Below are 12264 nucleotides of genomic sequence, written 5' to 3' on the forward strand. Positions count from 1 at the left end.
CGTGCGAGCGAAGCGAGCGTGCCGCGGAGCGGCCAATCGCAGCGCGAAGCGCTGCCGAACGGAGCGAAGCGACGTTCCTCGCTCGCAAGGGTGCCGCTTGCGGCCCCGCAGCGTGCGAGACGCTTCTAGAAGAGAACGTCCCATGCCGCCGTTAGGCTGGAGCGCATGACCACCGTGGCCGCGCCCTCCCTGCCGTGGGGCGAGGTGTGGGGGCAGGACGAGGCCGTCGAGACCCTCCGCGCCGCGGCCGCCGATCCCGGTGCGCTCGCGCACGCGTGGCTCATCACCGGCCCTCCCGGTTCGGGACGCGCGCCCCTCGCGCGCGCGTTCGCCGCGGCCCTGATCGCGGGGCCCGACGACGAGCACGGCATGCGCCAGGTGCTCGCGGGCACCCATCCGGATCTCACCGCGCTGCGCACGGAGGGCGTGATCATCCGGATCGAGGATGCGCGCGCCATGGCCGCCCGCTCCTACCTCGCCCCGTCCGCGGGGCGCTATCGCGTGATGCTGATGGAGGACGCCGACCGGATGACCGAGCGCACGTCGAACGTGCTGCTCAAGGCGCTCGAGGAGCCACCCGCCGACACGGTCTGGATCCTGTGCGCGCCGAGCGACGCCGACCTGCTGCCGACCATCCGCTCGCGGGTGCGCGTGCTGCGGCTGCGCGAGCCGGAGGTCGAGCAGGTCGCGGCGCTCATCACGGCCCGCACGGGAGCCGACCCGGCCGTTGCCGAGCAGGCGGCCCGGCACGCGCAGCGCCACATCGGCATGGCCCAGCGGCTCGCGACCGACGAGGCGTCGCGCCGCCGCCGCGACGAGACCCTGCGGGCCGTCCTGCGCGTGCGCGGCATCGCCGACGTGGTCGAGGTCGCGGGGCAGATCGTGCAGGCGGCCACGGACGACGTCAAGGCCCTCACCGCCGAGCGGGACGAGTCCGAGCGGGCGTCGCTGCTGCGCACGGTCGGGATCCCGGACGGGTCGAAGATCCCGCCCGCGGTCCGAGCCCAGCTGTCGGCCCTTGAGGACGAGCAGAAGCGCCGCGCCACCCGCAGCCTGCGCGACGGCCTCGACCGGGTGCTGACCGACCTGCAGTCGCTCTACCGCGACGTGGTCATGCTCCAGTTCCGGCGCGACGAGGGCATCATCAACCTCGAGCTCGTCGACGACCTGCGCGCGCTGGCCGCCGCGTGGTCGGCCGAGCGCACCCTGACCGTCCTCGATCACATCGCCGAGACGCGCGAGGCGCTCGAGCAGAACGTGCAGCCCACGCTCGCGCTCGAGTCGCTCCTCGTGACGGTCGTCAGCGGAAGGAAGCCGTGACGCGCTCACCCCGGGGCCCTCGCGCCATCCGTCGTCCCCTGTCCGCGCTCGCGCTGCTCGTCGCAGGCGCCCTCACGCTCTCGGGGTGCCTGTACTCCCAGATCCCGCGCGAGGCCGGCGGTCCGTGCGTCGCCGAGCCCGAGGTCGGGGCGGACGTCGCGGCCGACCTGCGCCCGTTCTACGAGCAGCAGATCGACTGGACCGACTGCGGCGCGGGCTTCGAGAAGGCCACGGTCACCGCGCCCCTGGACTGGTCGGATCCCGAGGCGGGCGAGATCGAGCTGGCGATCGTGCGCCAGCCGGCGACCGGCGGCGAGCCGCTCGGATCGCTGCTGGTGAACCCGGGAGGCCCGGGCCGCGGCGGGGTCGACTTCATCGCCGAGACCATCGACTTCGCCGTGAGCGAGGAGCTCCAGGAGAACTACGACATCATCGGCTTCGACCCGCGCGGGGTGGGCGGATCGACCGCCGTGCGCTGCCTCGACGCGCCCGCGATGGACGAGTTCCTCTACTCCGTGCCCGAGAACAGGCGGGACACCCCGGAATGGGAGCGCGAGCTCGAGGAGCGCAACACGCGCTTCGCCGAGGCCTGCGAGGCGAACAGCGGCGGCGTGCTGGAGTTCATCACGACGGAGCAGTCGGCGCGCGACATGGACCTGCTGCGCGGCGTGCTGGGCGACGAGAAGCTCACGTACCTCGGCTACTCGTACGGGACGTTCCTCGGGGCCACCTACGCCAAGCTCTTCCCGGACCGCGTCGGCCGGCTCGTGCTCGACGGCGCGATCGACCCCTCGGTATCGGGAACGGATGTCGGCACGACGCAGGCTCTCGGCTTCGAGCGGGCGCTGCGCACGTACATGGGCTCGTGTCTCGCGGCCGAGGGATGCCCGTTCGACGGCACAGTCGACCAGGCGATGGCCGATCTCGCGGCCCTGCTGGCCGCCGTGGACCGCGCGCCCATCCCGGCCGCCGACGGGCGTGAGCTCGGCGCCGACACGCTGATGACGACGATCATCGCCGCGCTGTACGCGGAGGTGAACTGGCCGTATCTGACCGAGGCGCTGACGGGCGTGCTGCAGGGCGACCCGGCCACCGCGTTCATGCTGGCCGACTTCTACAACGGCCGCGAGAACGGGCAGTACGCCGACAACTCGACCGAGGCGTTCCACGCGTACAACTGCATGGACTACCCGCTGGACGAGACGCAGGAGGAGCTGGACGCGGCCGACGCCCTGATCGCCCGCGAGGCCCCCACCATCGCGCCGTACTGGTCGGGACCCGGCCTGTGCGAGGTGTGGCCGTTCGAGCCGACGGGCGTGCGCGAGCCGATCGCGGCGGAGGGGGCCCCGCCCATCGTCGTGATCGGGACCACGGGCGACCCGGCCACACCGTACGAGTGGGCCGTGTCGCTCGCGGACCAGCTCTCGAGCGGCGTGATGATGACGTTCGAGGGCGAGGGCCACACCGCCTACAACGGCCAGAGCGAGTGCATCGACCGGGCCGTCGACGCGTTCTTCGTCGACGGCACCGTCCCGCAGGACGGGCTCACCTGCCGCTGAACCAGCCGACGCTCCCGGGCGCCCGCCGCGGTTCGGAGCACGGTCCCGGATCGGGTATGATGGTTCATCGTGCCGCGTGAGCGCGCACACGCCGCCTTAGCTCAGTCGGCAGAGCGATTCACTCGTAATGAATAGGTCGTCGGTTCGATTCCGACAGGCGGCTCGACAAGGCCCCCGGACTCCACTCCGGGGGCCTTCTCGTTTTCCCGGCCCCGGAGGCCCGGGCCTGGATGGCCGCATCTCGGCGGCGGATGTCCGTCGCGCGCCTCGCGGGTCGCGTCGCGAGCGGATGGGATGGTCGCATGACCGAATCCGCCACCGTCGCACAGCACGGCGTCAACACCGCCTCGGCGGTCGAGCACTTCGCGCGCAGGCTCCGCCACGAGACCGACCCCTCCGACGTCGCCGCCGCCCGCGCGGCGGGGGAGCCCCTCACGATCGTCGACGTGCGATCCCAGGCCTCGTTCGACCAGGGCCACGTGCCCGGGGCGATCCACATGCCGGCCCGAGAGATCCCGCAGCGCCACACCGAGCTCGCGGGCCTTCCGAACCTCGTCGTCTACTGCTGGGGCCCCGCGTGCAACGGCGCCACCAAGGCTGCTCTCGAGCTGAGCCGGCTCGGCTACGTCGTCAAGGAGATGATCGGCGGCTTCGAGTACTGGGCGCGCGAGGGTCTCGCGGTGCAGACCGCCGACGGCCGCACGCGCCGGCCGATCGACCCGCTCACCGCGCCGGTGGGCTGACCGGACCGAACTCGACCGTGACGCGCGCGTAGCCGAGCGACGCGAGCAGCGTCTCCAGCGTCCGCGCCGTGTTCTCCTTCGCGCGCCCGGCCAGGTCCGACTCCGCCGCGGCGGCGGCGATCTCGTCCCGGCCCTTCGCGAGCGCCTCCTGCCGCGCGTCGGTGTCGGGTGCGAGCAGATCGCCCACCCGGTCGATGAGCCCCCGCTCGTGCGAGAGCACGTGGCTCGCATCCAGATCGATGCTCGGCTCGGTGAGCTCCGGCTCGGGCACCGTGACGGTCACGGCGTCGCCGTCGGGCGAGATCCGGATGGCGCGGGCGTCGAGCGTCTCGAAGTCCACGAAGGCCTCGACGGTGCCGTGCGCGACCAGGCTGAGGCGCTCGCCGGCGAGCCACGCCGGCAGGTGCTCGACATCCGACTCCAGATCCACCAGCACCTCGTACTCGGCCTCGGCGGCCACGAAGCGCGCGAGGTCGCGCAGCGACGTGAGGACGGGCTCGGTCGACCGTTCCAGCTCGCTGCGGGAGAAGGGGTTCAGGTCATCCAGCAGGGCGCCGAGGAACGCGTCGCGCACACCCTCGCGCATCCCGCCGACGACGCCGGCGACCATCCCCACGACGAGGACCAGCGCGAGCACGAAGCCGATGGCGCCGGCCAGCCACGCGGGCATCCGGCGTCGGGGGCGCGTCGCGTCGGCCATGCCGGAAGCCTAGTCACGGCGGCGCCTCCTCGGGACGCCGGTCGCGCCGCGCGACATCCTGACGCAGCGGGAGCCCGGCACCTGAGAGACTGGTCCGGTGAGTGCGACGGCGACGGCAGGGGTCCGAGGCGACCGCCGCATGCCGCGCACGGCATGAACGGCGCGGGCGCGGCGTTCGCCGCGATCACGGAGATACTGACGTGGGCCGGCCTCGGCGCGGCGGCGGTGTTCGGCGCCGCGGCGCTGATCGTCAAGCTCGCGGACGGGACGTGGCTCCCCGTGCGGGCGGTCATCATCGGCGACCCGGATGCCGCGGATCCCTCAGCGCGCGAGGTCGTCCGCTGGTTCGGGGAGGACGGCGTCCACGAGGCGCCCCTGACCGCCGAGCTGCGCGCGGCGGCCGAGGGCGACGAGGTGATGCTGCATCACCGCGTGGGCAGCCGGGACGACGTGAGGCTCGATGCGCACTCGCCGTGGCCGCGCCTGCTGGGCGGGGTAGCGCTCGCGAGCGGCGGCGTGGGCCTGCTCGCCCTGGTCGCGCAGATCGCGGCGATGTTCGCCGCCGGGTGATCACGCCTCCGCGGGGCCCACGGGCTGCCGCAGGATCGTGCGGCGCCGCTCGGGCGGCACCCGGCGGAAGTCGCTCAGGTAGATCTCGTGATGGCGGCCCGTCATGCGCAGCCCGAGGCCGGGGATCACGTCGTCGTGCATGCGCGCCAGCACGGGTCCCTCGTCGTCGAACGAGCCGACGTGCAGCGTCTGCACGCAGCGGCCCTCGGCGAGCGTCTCCAGCCGGACGTCCGCCAGGCGCGCAGGCGCCGTCGTCTCTGCCACGGTCGCGACTGCGGCGTCGAGCATCGCCGGGTCGATCCAGTCGGGCGTCATGATCATGAGGGTCCAGCTCCAGCGCGACTTGTCCCGCTCGCTGGTGAACGCCGTCATGTCCTCGGCCCACCACGTGCCCTCGAGCGGCATCACGACGTGGTCCCGGCCGAGGTCGCGGCTCGCGAACTTGAGCCTATAGGCCACGGGGTACAGGGCCTCGACCGCCGCGGCGAAGTCCGGCGACGAGTTCGGATCGCCGTGCCCGTCGACCATCAGGTACTGCAGCGGCGGCACGTCGACAACCCGGAAGTCGCCCCGCCGGGCGCGGTAGGCGTCAAGGGTCCGCTTGAAGTCGATCTTCTCGCTCATCCACTCGCTCCCAGGGACCGGGACATCCGTCATCCGACGCCCTCATTCTGCCCGCCGACCGCCCACGCCGCCTCCCCGCCCGCCGGGGTGCGGCGTACGCTCGAGATATGACCAGGGCGCTTCTCATCGTGGATGTGCAGAACGACTTCACCGAGGGCGGCGTGCTCGGCGTGACGGGCGGCCACGCCGTCGCCGAGGGGGTCACGCGTCTGCTGGCCGAGCGCGGCGCGGACTACGCGATGGTCGTCGCGTCGCGCGACTGGCATGACGCGGAGGGCGACAACGGCGGCCACTTCGCGTTCGGCGGCGCCACCGGTCAGCCCGACTTCGTCGACACGTGGCCGCCGCACTGCGTGGCGGGCACCGAGGGTGCGGAGTACGACCCCGGCTTCGAAACGTCGGCGGTCACGCACCACGTCAAGAAGGGCCAGGGGCGCCCGGCGTACTCGATGTTCGAAGGCGCGACCGACGACGGCGAGACCGTCGCGCAGCTCCTCGCCGATCGGGGAATCGAGACGGTCGACGTCGTCGGCATCGCGACCGACCACTGCGTGCGGGCCACGGCGCTCGACGCGATCGAGCACGGCCAGCACGTGCGCGTCCTGCTCGACCTCGTCGCCGGGGTCGGCGCCGAGTCGAGCGAGGCCGCGCTGGCCGAGCTCGCCCACGCCGGCGCTGAGCTGGTCGAGCGCGCATGACGGCCGCCGCGCGCGACATCTCCGTCGGCCTCGACATCGAGGTGCAGACCCCCACCGAGCTCGAGATGCAGATCGCGGTCGCGCGCGTGCCCGGCATCCGCCTCGACGAGGAGCTCGCCGTCACGCTCGACGGGGAGCCCGTCGAACTCGAGGAGCTGGTGGATCCGCTCGGGGCGCGCATCCACCGCATGCAGCTGACGCCCGGGGACCTCGAGGTCTCGTACCGCGCCGCGGTCGAGACCGGCGGGGGAGCGACGCCCGTCACGCCGCACGACCGCTCCGTCTACCTGCGTCCGAGCCGCTACGCCGAGTCCGACCGCTTCTTCGCCCTGGTCGGGTCTCAGTTCGACCGGTCGCTGCCGGCCGCCGAGCTCGCCCGCGAGGTCGTCGGCTTCGTGGCCTCGCGGCTGCGGTACGTGCCCGGCGTCAGCGACGTCAACGACAGCGCGATCGACACGCTGCTCGACGGGGCGGGGGTGTGCCGCGACTACGCGCACCTGACGATCGCCATCCTGCGCGCGCTGAACATCCCGGCCCGGCTCGCCGCGGTGTACGCGCCCGGACTCAGTCCCATGGACTTCCACGCGGTGGCCGAGGCGCTGATCGACGGCGAGTGGGTGGTTCTCGACGCCACCCGCCTCGCGCCGCGCCAGAGCCTCGTGCGCATCGCGACCGGCCGGGACGCCGCCGACACCGCGTTCCTCGACAACCACGGCGGATCAATCCTGCTGCGCTCGTACCGGATCCTCGCGACCGTGCGCGGCGACCTGGCCGTCGACGACGGCGCGGGCCTCGTGCGCCTGCCGTAGCGAGCGGATCAGCCGAGGGCGCGCAGCTTGCGCTCGAACACCGCGCGCTCGCCCTCGTTGGCGGTCAGCCGCGCGGCGGTCTCGAGCTCGGCGCGGGCCTCGTCGATGCGGCCCAGCCGGATGAGCAGCTCGGCGCGCACGCCGGGCAGCTGGGCGTAGCCCGCCAGCGCCGGCCCGAGCCCGTCCACGATGCGCAGCGCGGTCGCCGGGCCCTCGGACATCGACACGGCCACCGCGCGGTTCAGCTCCACCACGGGGGACGGAGCGATCCGGCCCAGGGCCTCGTACAGCACCGAGATGCGCTCCCAGTCCGTGTCCTCCACCGACGTCGCCACGTCGTGGCACTCGGCGATGGCCGCCTGCAGCGCGTACGGGCCCCGGCCGCGACCGAGGGCGTCGCCGCGGGCGAGCGCGTCCCGGCCCAGGGCGATCAGGCCGCGGTCCCAGCGGGTCCGGTCCTGGTCGGCGAGCAGCACCGGCTCGCCGGCCGCGTCCAGCCGCGCGGGGAAGCGCGCGGCGCTCAGCGCCATGAGGGCCACGAGTCCGTGCGCCTCCGGCTCCCGCGGCGCGAGGCCCGCCAGCACGCGCGCGAGCCGCAGCGCCTCGCGGCTCAGGTCGGTGCGCATCCACGTCGCGCCCGCGTTCGCCGCGTAGCCCTCGTTGAAGATGAGGTACAGCACGCTGAGCACGGCCGACAGTCGCGCGGGGTGCTCGTCGGGCGTGGGCACCTCGAATGGGATGGCCGCCGCGGCGAGGGTCTTCTTGGCCCGGACGATGCGCTGCTGCATGGTCGCGACCGGCACCAGGAAGGCCCGCGCGATCTCCTCGGTCGTGAGGCCGCCCACGACCCGCAGCGTGAGCGCGATGCTCGCCTCGCGGGAGAGCACGGGGTGGCACGCCACGAAGATCAGGCGCAGGACGTCGTCCTCGATCTGATCCGGATCCCAGGCGGGCGAGTCGACCTCGTCGAGATCCCGCGCGAGCTGCGCGTAGCGCTCGTCCTGCCGCGCCTGCCGCCGCCAGTGGTCGATCGCCCGGCGCTTGCCCACCGCGACCAGCCACGCCCCGGGGTTCGCAGGCACGCCCGACGCGGGCCACGAGCCCAGCGCCTCGGCCAGGGCCTCCTGCGCCACGTCCTCGGCGAGGGAGAAGTCCCCGGTCACGCGGGTGAGCGTCGCGACGATGCGCGCGGACTCGATGCGCCAGACCGCCTCGACGGCGCGTCTCACCGAATCCGGGGAGGCCGTCGAGGCGATCGGGGCGTCGTTCACTGCTGCTGGCGCGCGGCCTGCTCCTCGCGCCATCCCTCTTCCTTCTGGATCCACTCGTTGTCGGCGGGGAAGTCCTCGGGGCCCGTCACACGGCGGATCTCGATCTTGTTTCCGGGCGTGAGCGGGGCGCGCTTGGCCCACTCCGCCGCCTCCTCGATGGTGGGCACCTCGAGCACCCAGAACCCGTTGAACAGCTCCTTGGTCTCGCCGTACGGGCCGTCGGTCACCACCGGCGGCGTCGCCGAGAAGTCCACCACGAGGCCCGGCTCGGGCGCGAGGCCGTCGCCGCCGACCATCACGCCGGCCTTCATCATGGACTCGTTGAACGCGCCCATCGCGGCGATCACCTCCTCGAACGGCACCTCGCTGTACGCGGCGACCGCCTCGTCCGTCGCGCGCATGATGAGCATGTACTTGGCCATGTCGTCCTCCTTGATCCTGGGCGCCTCCGGCGCCGCCTCAGTGGGCCGTGATTCCGACCCTTTCACCCATACGTCGTGCGGCGGAACCGCCGATCGACATCCTCGCGAGAAGTTCTTCCGCGCGTCATGGCGGACCGTCTCCCGGCGCCGTCCACGTGGGCCTCCCGATGGCCGGGAGGCCCACGGAATCTCCGTTCCGCGGGGTCCCCAGGGGGCGTAGCGTCCGGTCATGGGCACCCTCATCTACGACAGCGTCGACCCGCCGATCCTCATCGAGGACCGTGCGCTCTCCCACCTGAAGGTCGTGATCCTCGCCAAGCTGCGGCGCAGCGAGAGCTTCGCGGTCTCCTGGAAGCACCCCGCCGAGCAGGGCGGCCGCTCGACCATCTGGATCCACCCCGGCATCCCGCTGCGCTTCGTGTTCGAGGAGTCCGATCCGCCCGAGCTCAACCAGGAGTGGCTCGCGCGGCTCGCCGAGTCGGCCAGCGAGCTCGGCGGGATCGTCCTCACGGCCGAGGAGGTGAGCGGGTAAGGTCAGCCCGCCTGCCGCCGCACCATCTCGCCGATCCAGATGGGCGCGTAGGGCGAGGTGCAGTTCGGCGGCGTCGGGTAGTCCTTGAGCACCTCGAGACGCTCGCCGATGTCGATCGCGCGCGCCCGGCGATCCGGGTGGTGGATGCCGATCATCGCGAGCGTCGTGTTCATCTCCCACTGGATGCGCTCGTGCGCGTCGCGCATGCCGGCCTCGATCTCGTCGAGCAGCGCGTCGAGGTCCACCTGGTCGGGGCGCTTGACCACGGTGTCGGCCGTGAGGGCCCAGCCGGCGCTCGCGACGACCGGGTCGGCGTCGCCCAGCCACATCGTGCGCAGCCGCTCGACGTGCGGGCTCTTCTTGGCGACGTAGTTGATCAGCCAGTCCTGCACCTTGCGCGCGCGTGCCTCGCGGAGCATCCGGTCGATCTCCTCGGCCCTGAACGCCTTCGGCCGACAGATGAGCAGCGCCACCAGCATGGCCGGCGTCACGTCGGTCGCCCACAGCTCGGCCGCGAGGTCGTGATCGGTCTTCAGTCCCTTGGCGACCGCGCGCAGCTTCGTGAGGTTCACGCCGTGGTCGTCACCGTGCCGCTCGTTGACCTCGCGCATGCGCGGATCCTCCAGCGCGGCGAGCTCGGCCAGGACATCGGCGACGATCGGAGACACGTGGGCCCAGTGGGGCTCGAACCCACGACCCGCGGATTAAAAGTCCGATGCTCTGCCAACTGAGCTATAGGCCCGCCTCTACTCTACGCGGGGCGGCTGGGCGACCGGCCGCGCTCCGGCCGGAGGCCCGGGCGTACCCTGGATCGATGACCGACGACTTCCACAAGCCCGTGCGGCGTCCGTCGGAGACCTTCGACCGGCTGTACGCGGCGGAGGACCCCGCGGAGGTGTCGCGCGCCGCGCACTCCACCGCGGCCGCGCTGCTGTCGCGCGTGCGCGAGGAGCGCGACCCCGACGCCGTCGACCGGCTGGTCGGGTTCACGTCGCGCCACGGCATCGACGACATCGCCGAGCTGTGGTCGCACTCGCCCGCCAAGAGCCTGCCCGGGTCGCTCTGGCGGCTGTACCTGCTGCAGCTGTCGATCCACGACGACCCCGCCACGGCCGCGCTGCTCTACGACCGCGGGCGCACCGAGCTGCGCTCGTCGGATGCCGTCGTCGCGGGCGCGCCGGTCCCGGCCGGCCCCGGCGAGCTCGTCGCGCTGATCGACACGATCCTGCGCGGCGCGTTCCAGGGCGACTTCGCGGTCGCGCTCGACCGGGCCGCCGCGTTCTGCCGCGTGCAGGCGTCGGGCGCCACGCACCTGGCGGACGACTACGAGCGCACCGAGCCGCACCGGTCCACCGAGCTCACCACCCGCGCCCTGCGCCTGGCGACCTACGCCACCGACCTCACTGCCGCCGCCCGCCTGTGGCACCGAGAGGCCCTCACCTGAGGATCCGGTGGATGTCCCGGACTCGGGAATGCCCGCCCGGAGCGCTCCGTTAGACTCGTATGGCCGGGCCGCAGCAAACCCCGGGCTCCAACTTCTGCCGCCGCGAGCGGCCTTGCGCCGAGAGGCGTTTCTGCGGTCCGGCATTTTTCTTTTCGGATCGGGTTCCCACGAGATCGAACGCTCGCGCCCACGCTTCGCGCGGGCACTCTCGTTCGAGGGCTGTCGCTTCGCTCCATCCGGGTGACGGAATCTTCCGTCGTCGGGATGGTCGGCAGTCGCTTCGCTCCACGCTCGCTTCGCTCGCACGTTCTTTTTCAGAAGCGGTCGCACGCGTGCGGGCGCCCCTTCGGGGGCCCTTCGCGAGCGAGAACGTCGCTGACGCTCCGTTCGGCAGCGCTCCGCGCTGCGATTGGCCGCTCCGCGGCACGCTCGCTTCGCTCGCACGACGGTAGATGACGAGGTTCCAGCCGGTCGTTGAGCGACGAGCGCCAGCGAGGAGTCGAAACGTGCTGAAGCGACCCGGCCGTTCGGGATGGTTCGGCCGCGTTTCGACTCCGGCTCCTTCGTCGCCTCCGCTCAACGACCGAGGGGTGGATGCCGGTCGTTGAGCGCGCGCGGTCGTAGGCTCGGGGCATGACCTGGCGATTCGCCCTCATCGTGGCGCCCGTGCCCGCAGACGACCCCCGCACCGACTTCGCCGACACGCTCGCCGTGATCGACCCCGACGCGCCGGCACTGAGCGTGGGCGAGCTGAGCACCCAGCGCGGCGACGGGATCTTCGAGACCATCGGCGTGGTCGACGGGCACCCGCAGGAGGTGCAGGCGCACCTCGAGCGCCTCGCCCACTCCGCGCGCCTGTGCGACCTGCCCGCCCCGAACCTCGCGCAGTGGCGAGCCGCGGTCGAGCGGGCGGCGGTCGAATGCCCCGCGGGGGAGAGCGCCATCAAGCTCATCCTCAGCCGCGGCGTCGAGCGCGTCGCGACCGGCCTCGAGGGTCCCACCGCGTGGGTCACCGCCGCGCCCGCGGCCGACATGAGCGTGGCCCGCACCGAGGGCATCAAGGTCGTCACGCTCGACCGCGGCCTCGACAGCGGTGCCGCCACGCGCGCGCCCTGGCTCCTGCTCGGCGCCAAGACGCTGTCCTACGCCGTCAACATGGCGGCCCTGCGCGAGGCGCACCGCCGCGACGCGCACGACGCGATCTTCGTCACGAGCGACGGTTACGTGCTCGAGGCGCCCACCGCGTCCGTCATCCTGCGCCGCGGCGACACCTTCATCACGCCCGAGCCGAACGGCGGCATCCTGCATGGCACGACGCAGCTGAGCGTCTTCGACTGGCTCGAGGAGAACGGCCACTCGACCGGCTACGAGCACGTGCCGGCCGCCGCCCTCGGGACGGCCGACGCGATGTGGCTGGTCTCGAGCGTGCGGCTGGCGGCGCCCGTCACGCTCCTCGACGGCCGCGAGCTGCCCGTCGACCGCGAGCTCACGGCAGCGATGAACGCGTACCTGCTCAGCCCGCGCGACTGATCCGAGGACGACGATGGCCCCTCCCGAAGGAGGGGCCATCGT

Annotated in this window: 14 protein-coding genes and 2 tRNA genes; 10 read left to right on the plus strand and 6 right to left on the minus strand. The window is 72.8% G+C overall.

All coding sequences use genetic code 11. From position 1 onward, the window contains the following. Nucleotides 1–165 precede the first annotated feature (165 nt). From ASD19_RS13570 to ASD19_RS13585, 4 genes are all read left to right on the plus strand, one after another. A complete protein-coding gene (locus tag ASD19_RS13570) occupies nucleotides 166–1320 on the plus strand; it encodes a DNA polymerase III subunit delta' (RefSeq protein WP_055993754.1) in 1155 nt (384 codons plus the stop codon). After that, nucleotides 1317–2879 carry an alpha/beta hydrolase gene (locus ASD19_RS13575; protein WP_055993757.1) on the plus strand — a complete coding sequence of 521 codons (1563 nt, stop codon included), beginning with the start codon at nucleotides 1317–1319 and terminating at the stop codon, nucleotides 2877–2879. Before ASD19_RS13570 ends, ASD19_RS13575 begins: the two co-directional genes overlap by 4 nt. A gap of 90 nt (nucleotides 2880–2969) precedes the next feature. Then, nucleotides 2970–3042, plus strand: a tRNA-Thr gene (locus ASD19_RS13580). A 139-nt stretch (nucleotides 3043–3181) separates the two neighbouring features. Then, nucleotides 3182–3622 carry a rhodanese-like domain-containing protein gene (locus ASD19_RS13585; RefSeq protein ID WP_055993882.1) on the plus strand — a complete coding sequence of 147 codons (441 nt, stop codon included), beginning with the start codon at nucleotides 3182–3184 and terminating at the stop codon, nucleotides 3620–3622. On the opposite strand, the gene ASD19_RS13590 is transcribed toward ASD19_RS13585, so the two are convergent. Beyond that, complete coding sequence (locus ASD19_RS13590; protein ID WP_055993760.1) at nucleotides 3603–4322, minus strand: DUF4230 domain-containing protein; 720 nt, start codon at nucleotides 4320–4322, stop codon at nucleotides 3603–3605. The genes ASD19_RS13585 and ASD19_RS13590 overlap by 20 nt on opposite strands. Nucleotides 4323–4475: 153 nt before the next feature. Here ASD19_RS13590 and ASD19_RS13595 point away from each other — a divergent pair, with 153 nt between their 5' ends. After that, nucleotides 4476–4892, plus strand: coding sequence for a hypothetical protein (locus ASD19_RS13595; protein WP_055993763.1), 417 nt, complete (start codon nucleotides 4476–4478; stop codon nucleotides 4890–4892). Here the strand turns inward: ASD19_RS13595 and ASD19_RS13600 are convergent, their stop codons facing one another. After that, entirely contained in the window at nucleotides 4893–5516 is a 624-nt protein-coding gene (locus ASD19_RS13600) for a GyrI-like domain-containing protein (protein WP_055993766.1), read from the minus strand. A gap of 107 nt (nucleotides 5517–5623) precedes the next feature. On the opposite strand from ASD19_RS13600, the gene ASD19_RS13605 reads away from it, so the two are divergent. Together ASD19_RS13605 and ASD19_RS13610 are read left to right on the plus strand one after the other, a co-directional pair. Further along, nucleotides 5624–6214, plus strand: coding sequence for an isochorismatase family protein (locus ASD19_RS13605; RefSeq protein ID WP_055993769.1), 591 nt, complete (start codon nucleotides 5624–5626; stop codon nucleotides 6212–6214). Further along, entirely contained in the window at nucleotides 6211–7023 is an 813-nt protein-coding gene (locus ASD19_RS13610; RefSeq protein ID WP_055993772.1) for a transglutaminase-like domain-containing protein, read from the plus strand. Before ASD19_RS13605 ends, ASD19_RS13610 begins: the two co-directional genes overlap by 4 nt. 8 nt (nucleotides 7024–7031) lie before the next feature. Here ASD19_RS13610 and ASD19_RS13615 read toward each other — a convergent pair whose 3' ends face one another. Beyond that, the gene (locus tag ASD19_RS13615) at nucleotides 7032–8327 is read right to left on the minus strand and encodes an RNA polymerase sigma factor (protein ID WP_082543201.1); all 1296 of its coding nucleotides are present in this window, start codon (nucleotides 8325–8327) and stop codon (nucleotides 7032–7034) included. Continuing rightward, nucleotides 8291–8716 (minus strand): YciI family protein, encoded by a 426-nt coding sequence (locus tag ASD19_RS13620; protein ID WP_055993775.1) that lies wholly within the window; start codon nucleotides 8714–8716, stop codon nucleotides 8291–8293. Before ASD19_RS13620 ends, ASD19_RS13615 begins: the two co-directional genes overlap by 37 nt. Nucleotides 8717–8945: 229 nt before the next feature. Here ASD19_RS13620 and ASD19_RS13625 point away from each other — a divergent pair, with 229 nt between their 5' ends. Further along, entirely contained in the window at nucleotides 8946–9248 is a 303-nt protein-coding gene (locus tag ASD19_RS13625; protein WP_055993777.1) for a DUF7882 family protein, read from the plus strand. A gap of 2 nt (nucleotides 9249–9250) precedes the next feature. On the opposite strand, the gene ASD19_RS13630 is transcribed toward ASD19_RS13625, so the two are convergent. Next, on the minus strand, nucleotides 9251–9916 hold the full coding sequence (locus ASD19_RS13630) for a DNA alkylation repair protein (protein ID WP_268777931.1): 666 nt from the start codon (nucleotides 9914–9916) through the stop codon (nucleotides 9251–9253). Between the two features lies 1 nt (nucleotide 9917). Further along, nucleotides 9918–9990 (minus strand) — tRNA-Lys (locus ASD19_RS13635). 72 nt (nucleotides 9991–10062) lie between these two features. Between ASD19_RS13635 and ASD19_RS13640 the strand changes: the two genes are divergently transcribed. Then, on the plus strand, nucleotides 10063–10692 hold the full coding sequence (locus ASD19_RS13640; RefSeq protein ID WP_055993780.1) for a hypothetical protein: 630 nt from the start codon (nucleotides 10063–10065) through the stop codon (nucleotides 10690–10692). A 633-nt stretch (nucleotides 10693–11325) separates the two neighbouring features. Further along, the gene (locus ASD19_RS13645; RefSeq protein WP_055993783.1) at nucleotides 11326–12222 is read left to right on the plus strand and encodes an aminodeoxychorismate lyase; all 897 of its coding nucleotides are present in this window, start codon (nucleotides 11326–11328) and stop codon (nucleotides 12220–12222) included. Nucleotides 12223–12264: the final 42 nt, after the last annotated feature.

The organism is Microbacterium sp. Root53 (assembly GCF_001426925.1).
Taxonomy (GTDB): Bacteria; Actinomycetota; Actinomycetes; order Actinomycetales; family Microbacteriaceae; genus Microbacterium.

What these genes read in the sequence shown, in the direction of transcription:
- ASD19_RS13570 (WP_055993754.1), top strand. Translation starts at nt 166, where the DNA reads ATGACCACCGTGGCCGCGCCCTCCCTGCCGTGGGGCGAGGTGTGGGGG.
- ASD19_RS13585 (WP_055993882.1), top strand. Translation starts at nt 3,182, where the DNA reads ATGACCGAATCCGCCACCGTCGCACAGCACGGCGTCAACACCGCCTCG.
- ASD19_RS13590 (WP_055993760.1), bottom strand. Translation starts at nt 4,322, where the DNA reads ATGGCCGACGCGACGCGCCCCCGACGCCGGATGCCCGCGTGGCTGGCC.
- ASD19_RS13595 (WP_055993763.1), top strand. Translation starts at nt 4,476, where the DNA reads ATGAACGGCGCGGGCGCGGCGTTCGCCGCGATCACGGAGATACTGACG.
- ASD19_RS13600 (WP_055993766.1), bottom strand. Translation starts at nt 5,516, where the DNA reads ATGAGCGAGAAGATCGACTTCAAGCGGACCCTTGACGCCTACCGCGCC.
- ASD19_RS13605 (WP_055993769.1), top strand. Translation starts at nt 5,624, where the DNA reads ATGACCAGGGCGCTTCTCATCGTGGATGTGCAGAACGACTTCACCGAG.
- ASD19_RS13610 (WP_055993772.1), top strand. Translation starts at nt 6,211, where the DNA reads ATGACGGCCGCCGCGCGCGACATCTCCGTCGGCCTCGACATCGAGGTG.
- ASD19_RS13615 (WP_082543201.1), bottom strand. Translation starts at nt 8,327, where the DNA reads ATGGCGCGAGGAGCAGGCCGCGCGCCAGCAGCAGTGAACGACGCCCCG.
- ASD19_RS13620 (WP_055993775.1), bottom strand. Translation starts at nt 8,716, where the DNA reads ATGGCCAAGTACATGCTCATCATGCGCGCGACGGACGAGGCGGTCGCC.
- ASD19_RS13625 (WP_055993777.1), top strand. Translation starts at nt 8,946, where the DNA reads ATGGGCACCCTCATCTACGACAGCGTCGACCCGCCGATCCTCATCGAG.
- ASD19_RS13640 (WP_055993780.1), top strand. Translation starts at nt 10,063, where the DNA reads ATGACCGACGACTTCCACAAGCCCGTGCGGCGTCCGTCGGAGACCTTC.
- ASD19_RS13645 (WP_055993783.1), top strand. Translation starts at nt 11,326, where the DNA reads ATGACCTGGCGATTCGCCCTCATCGTGGCGCCCGTGCCCGCAGACGAC.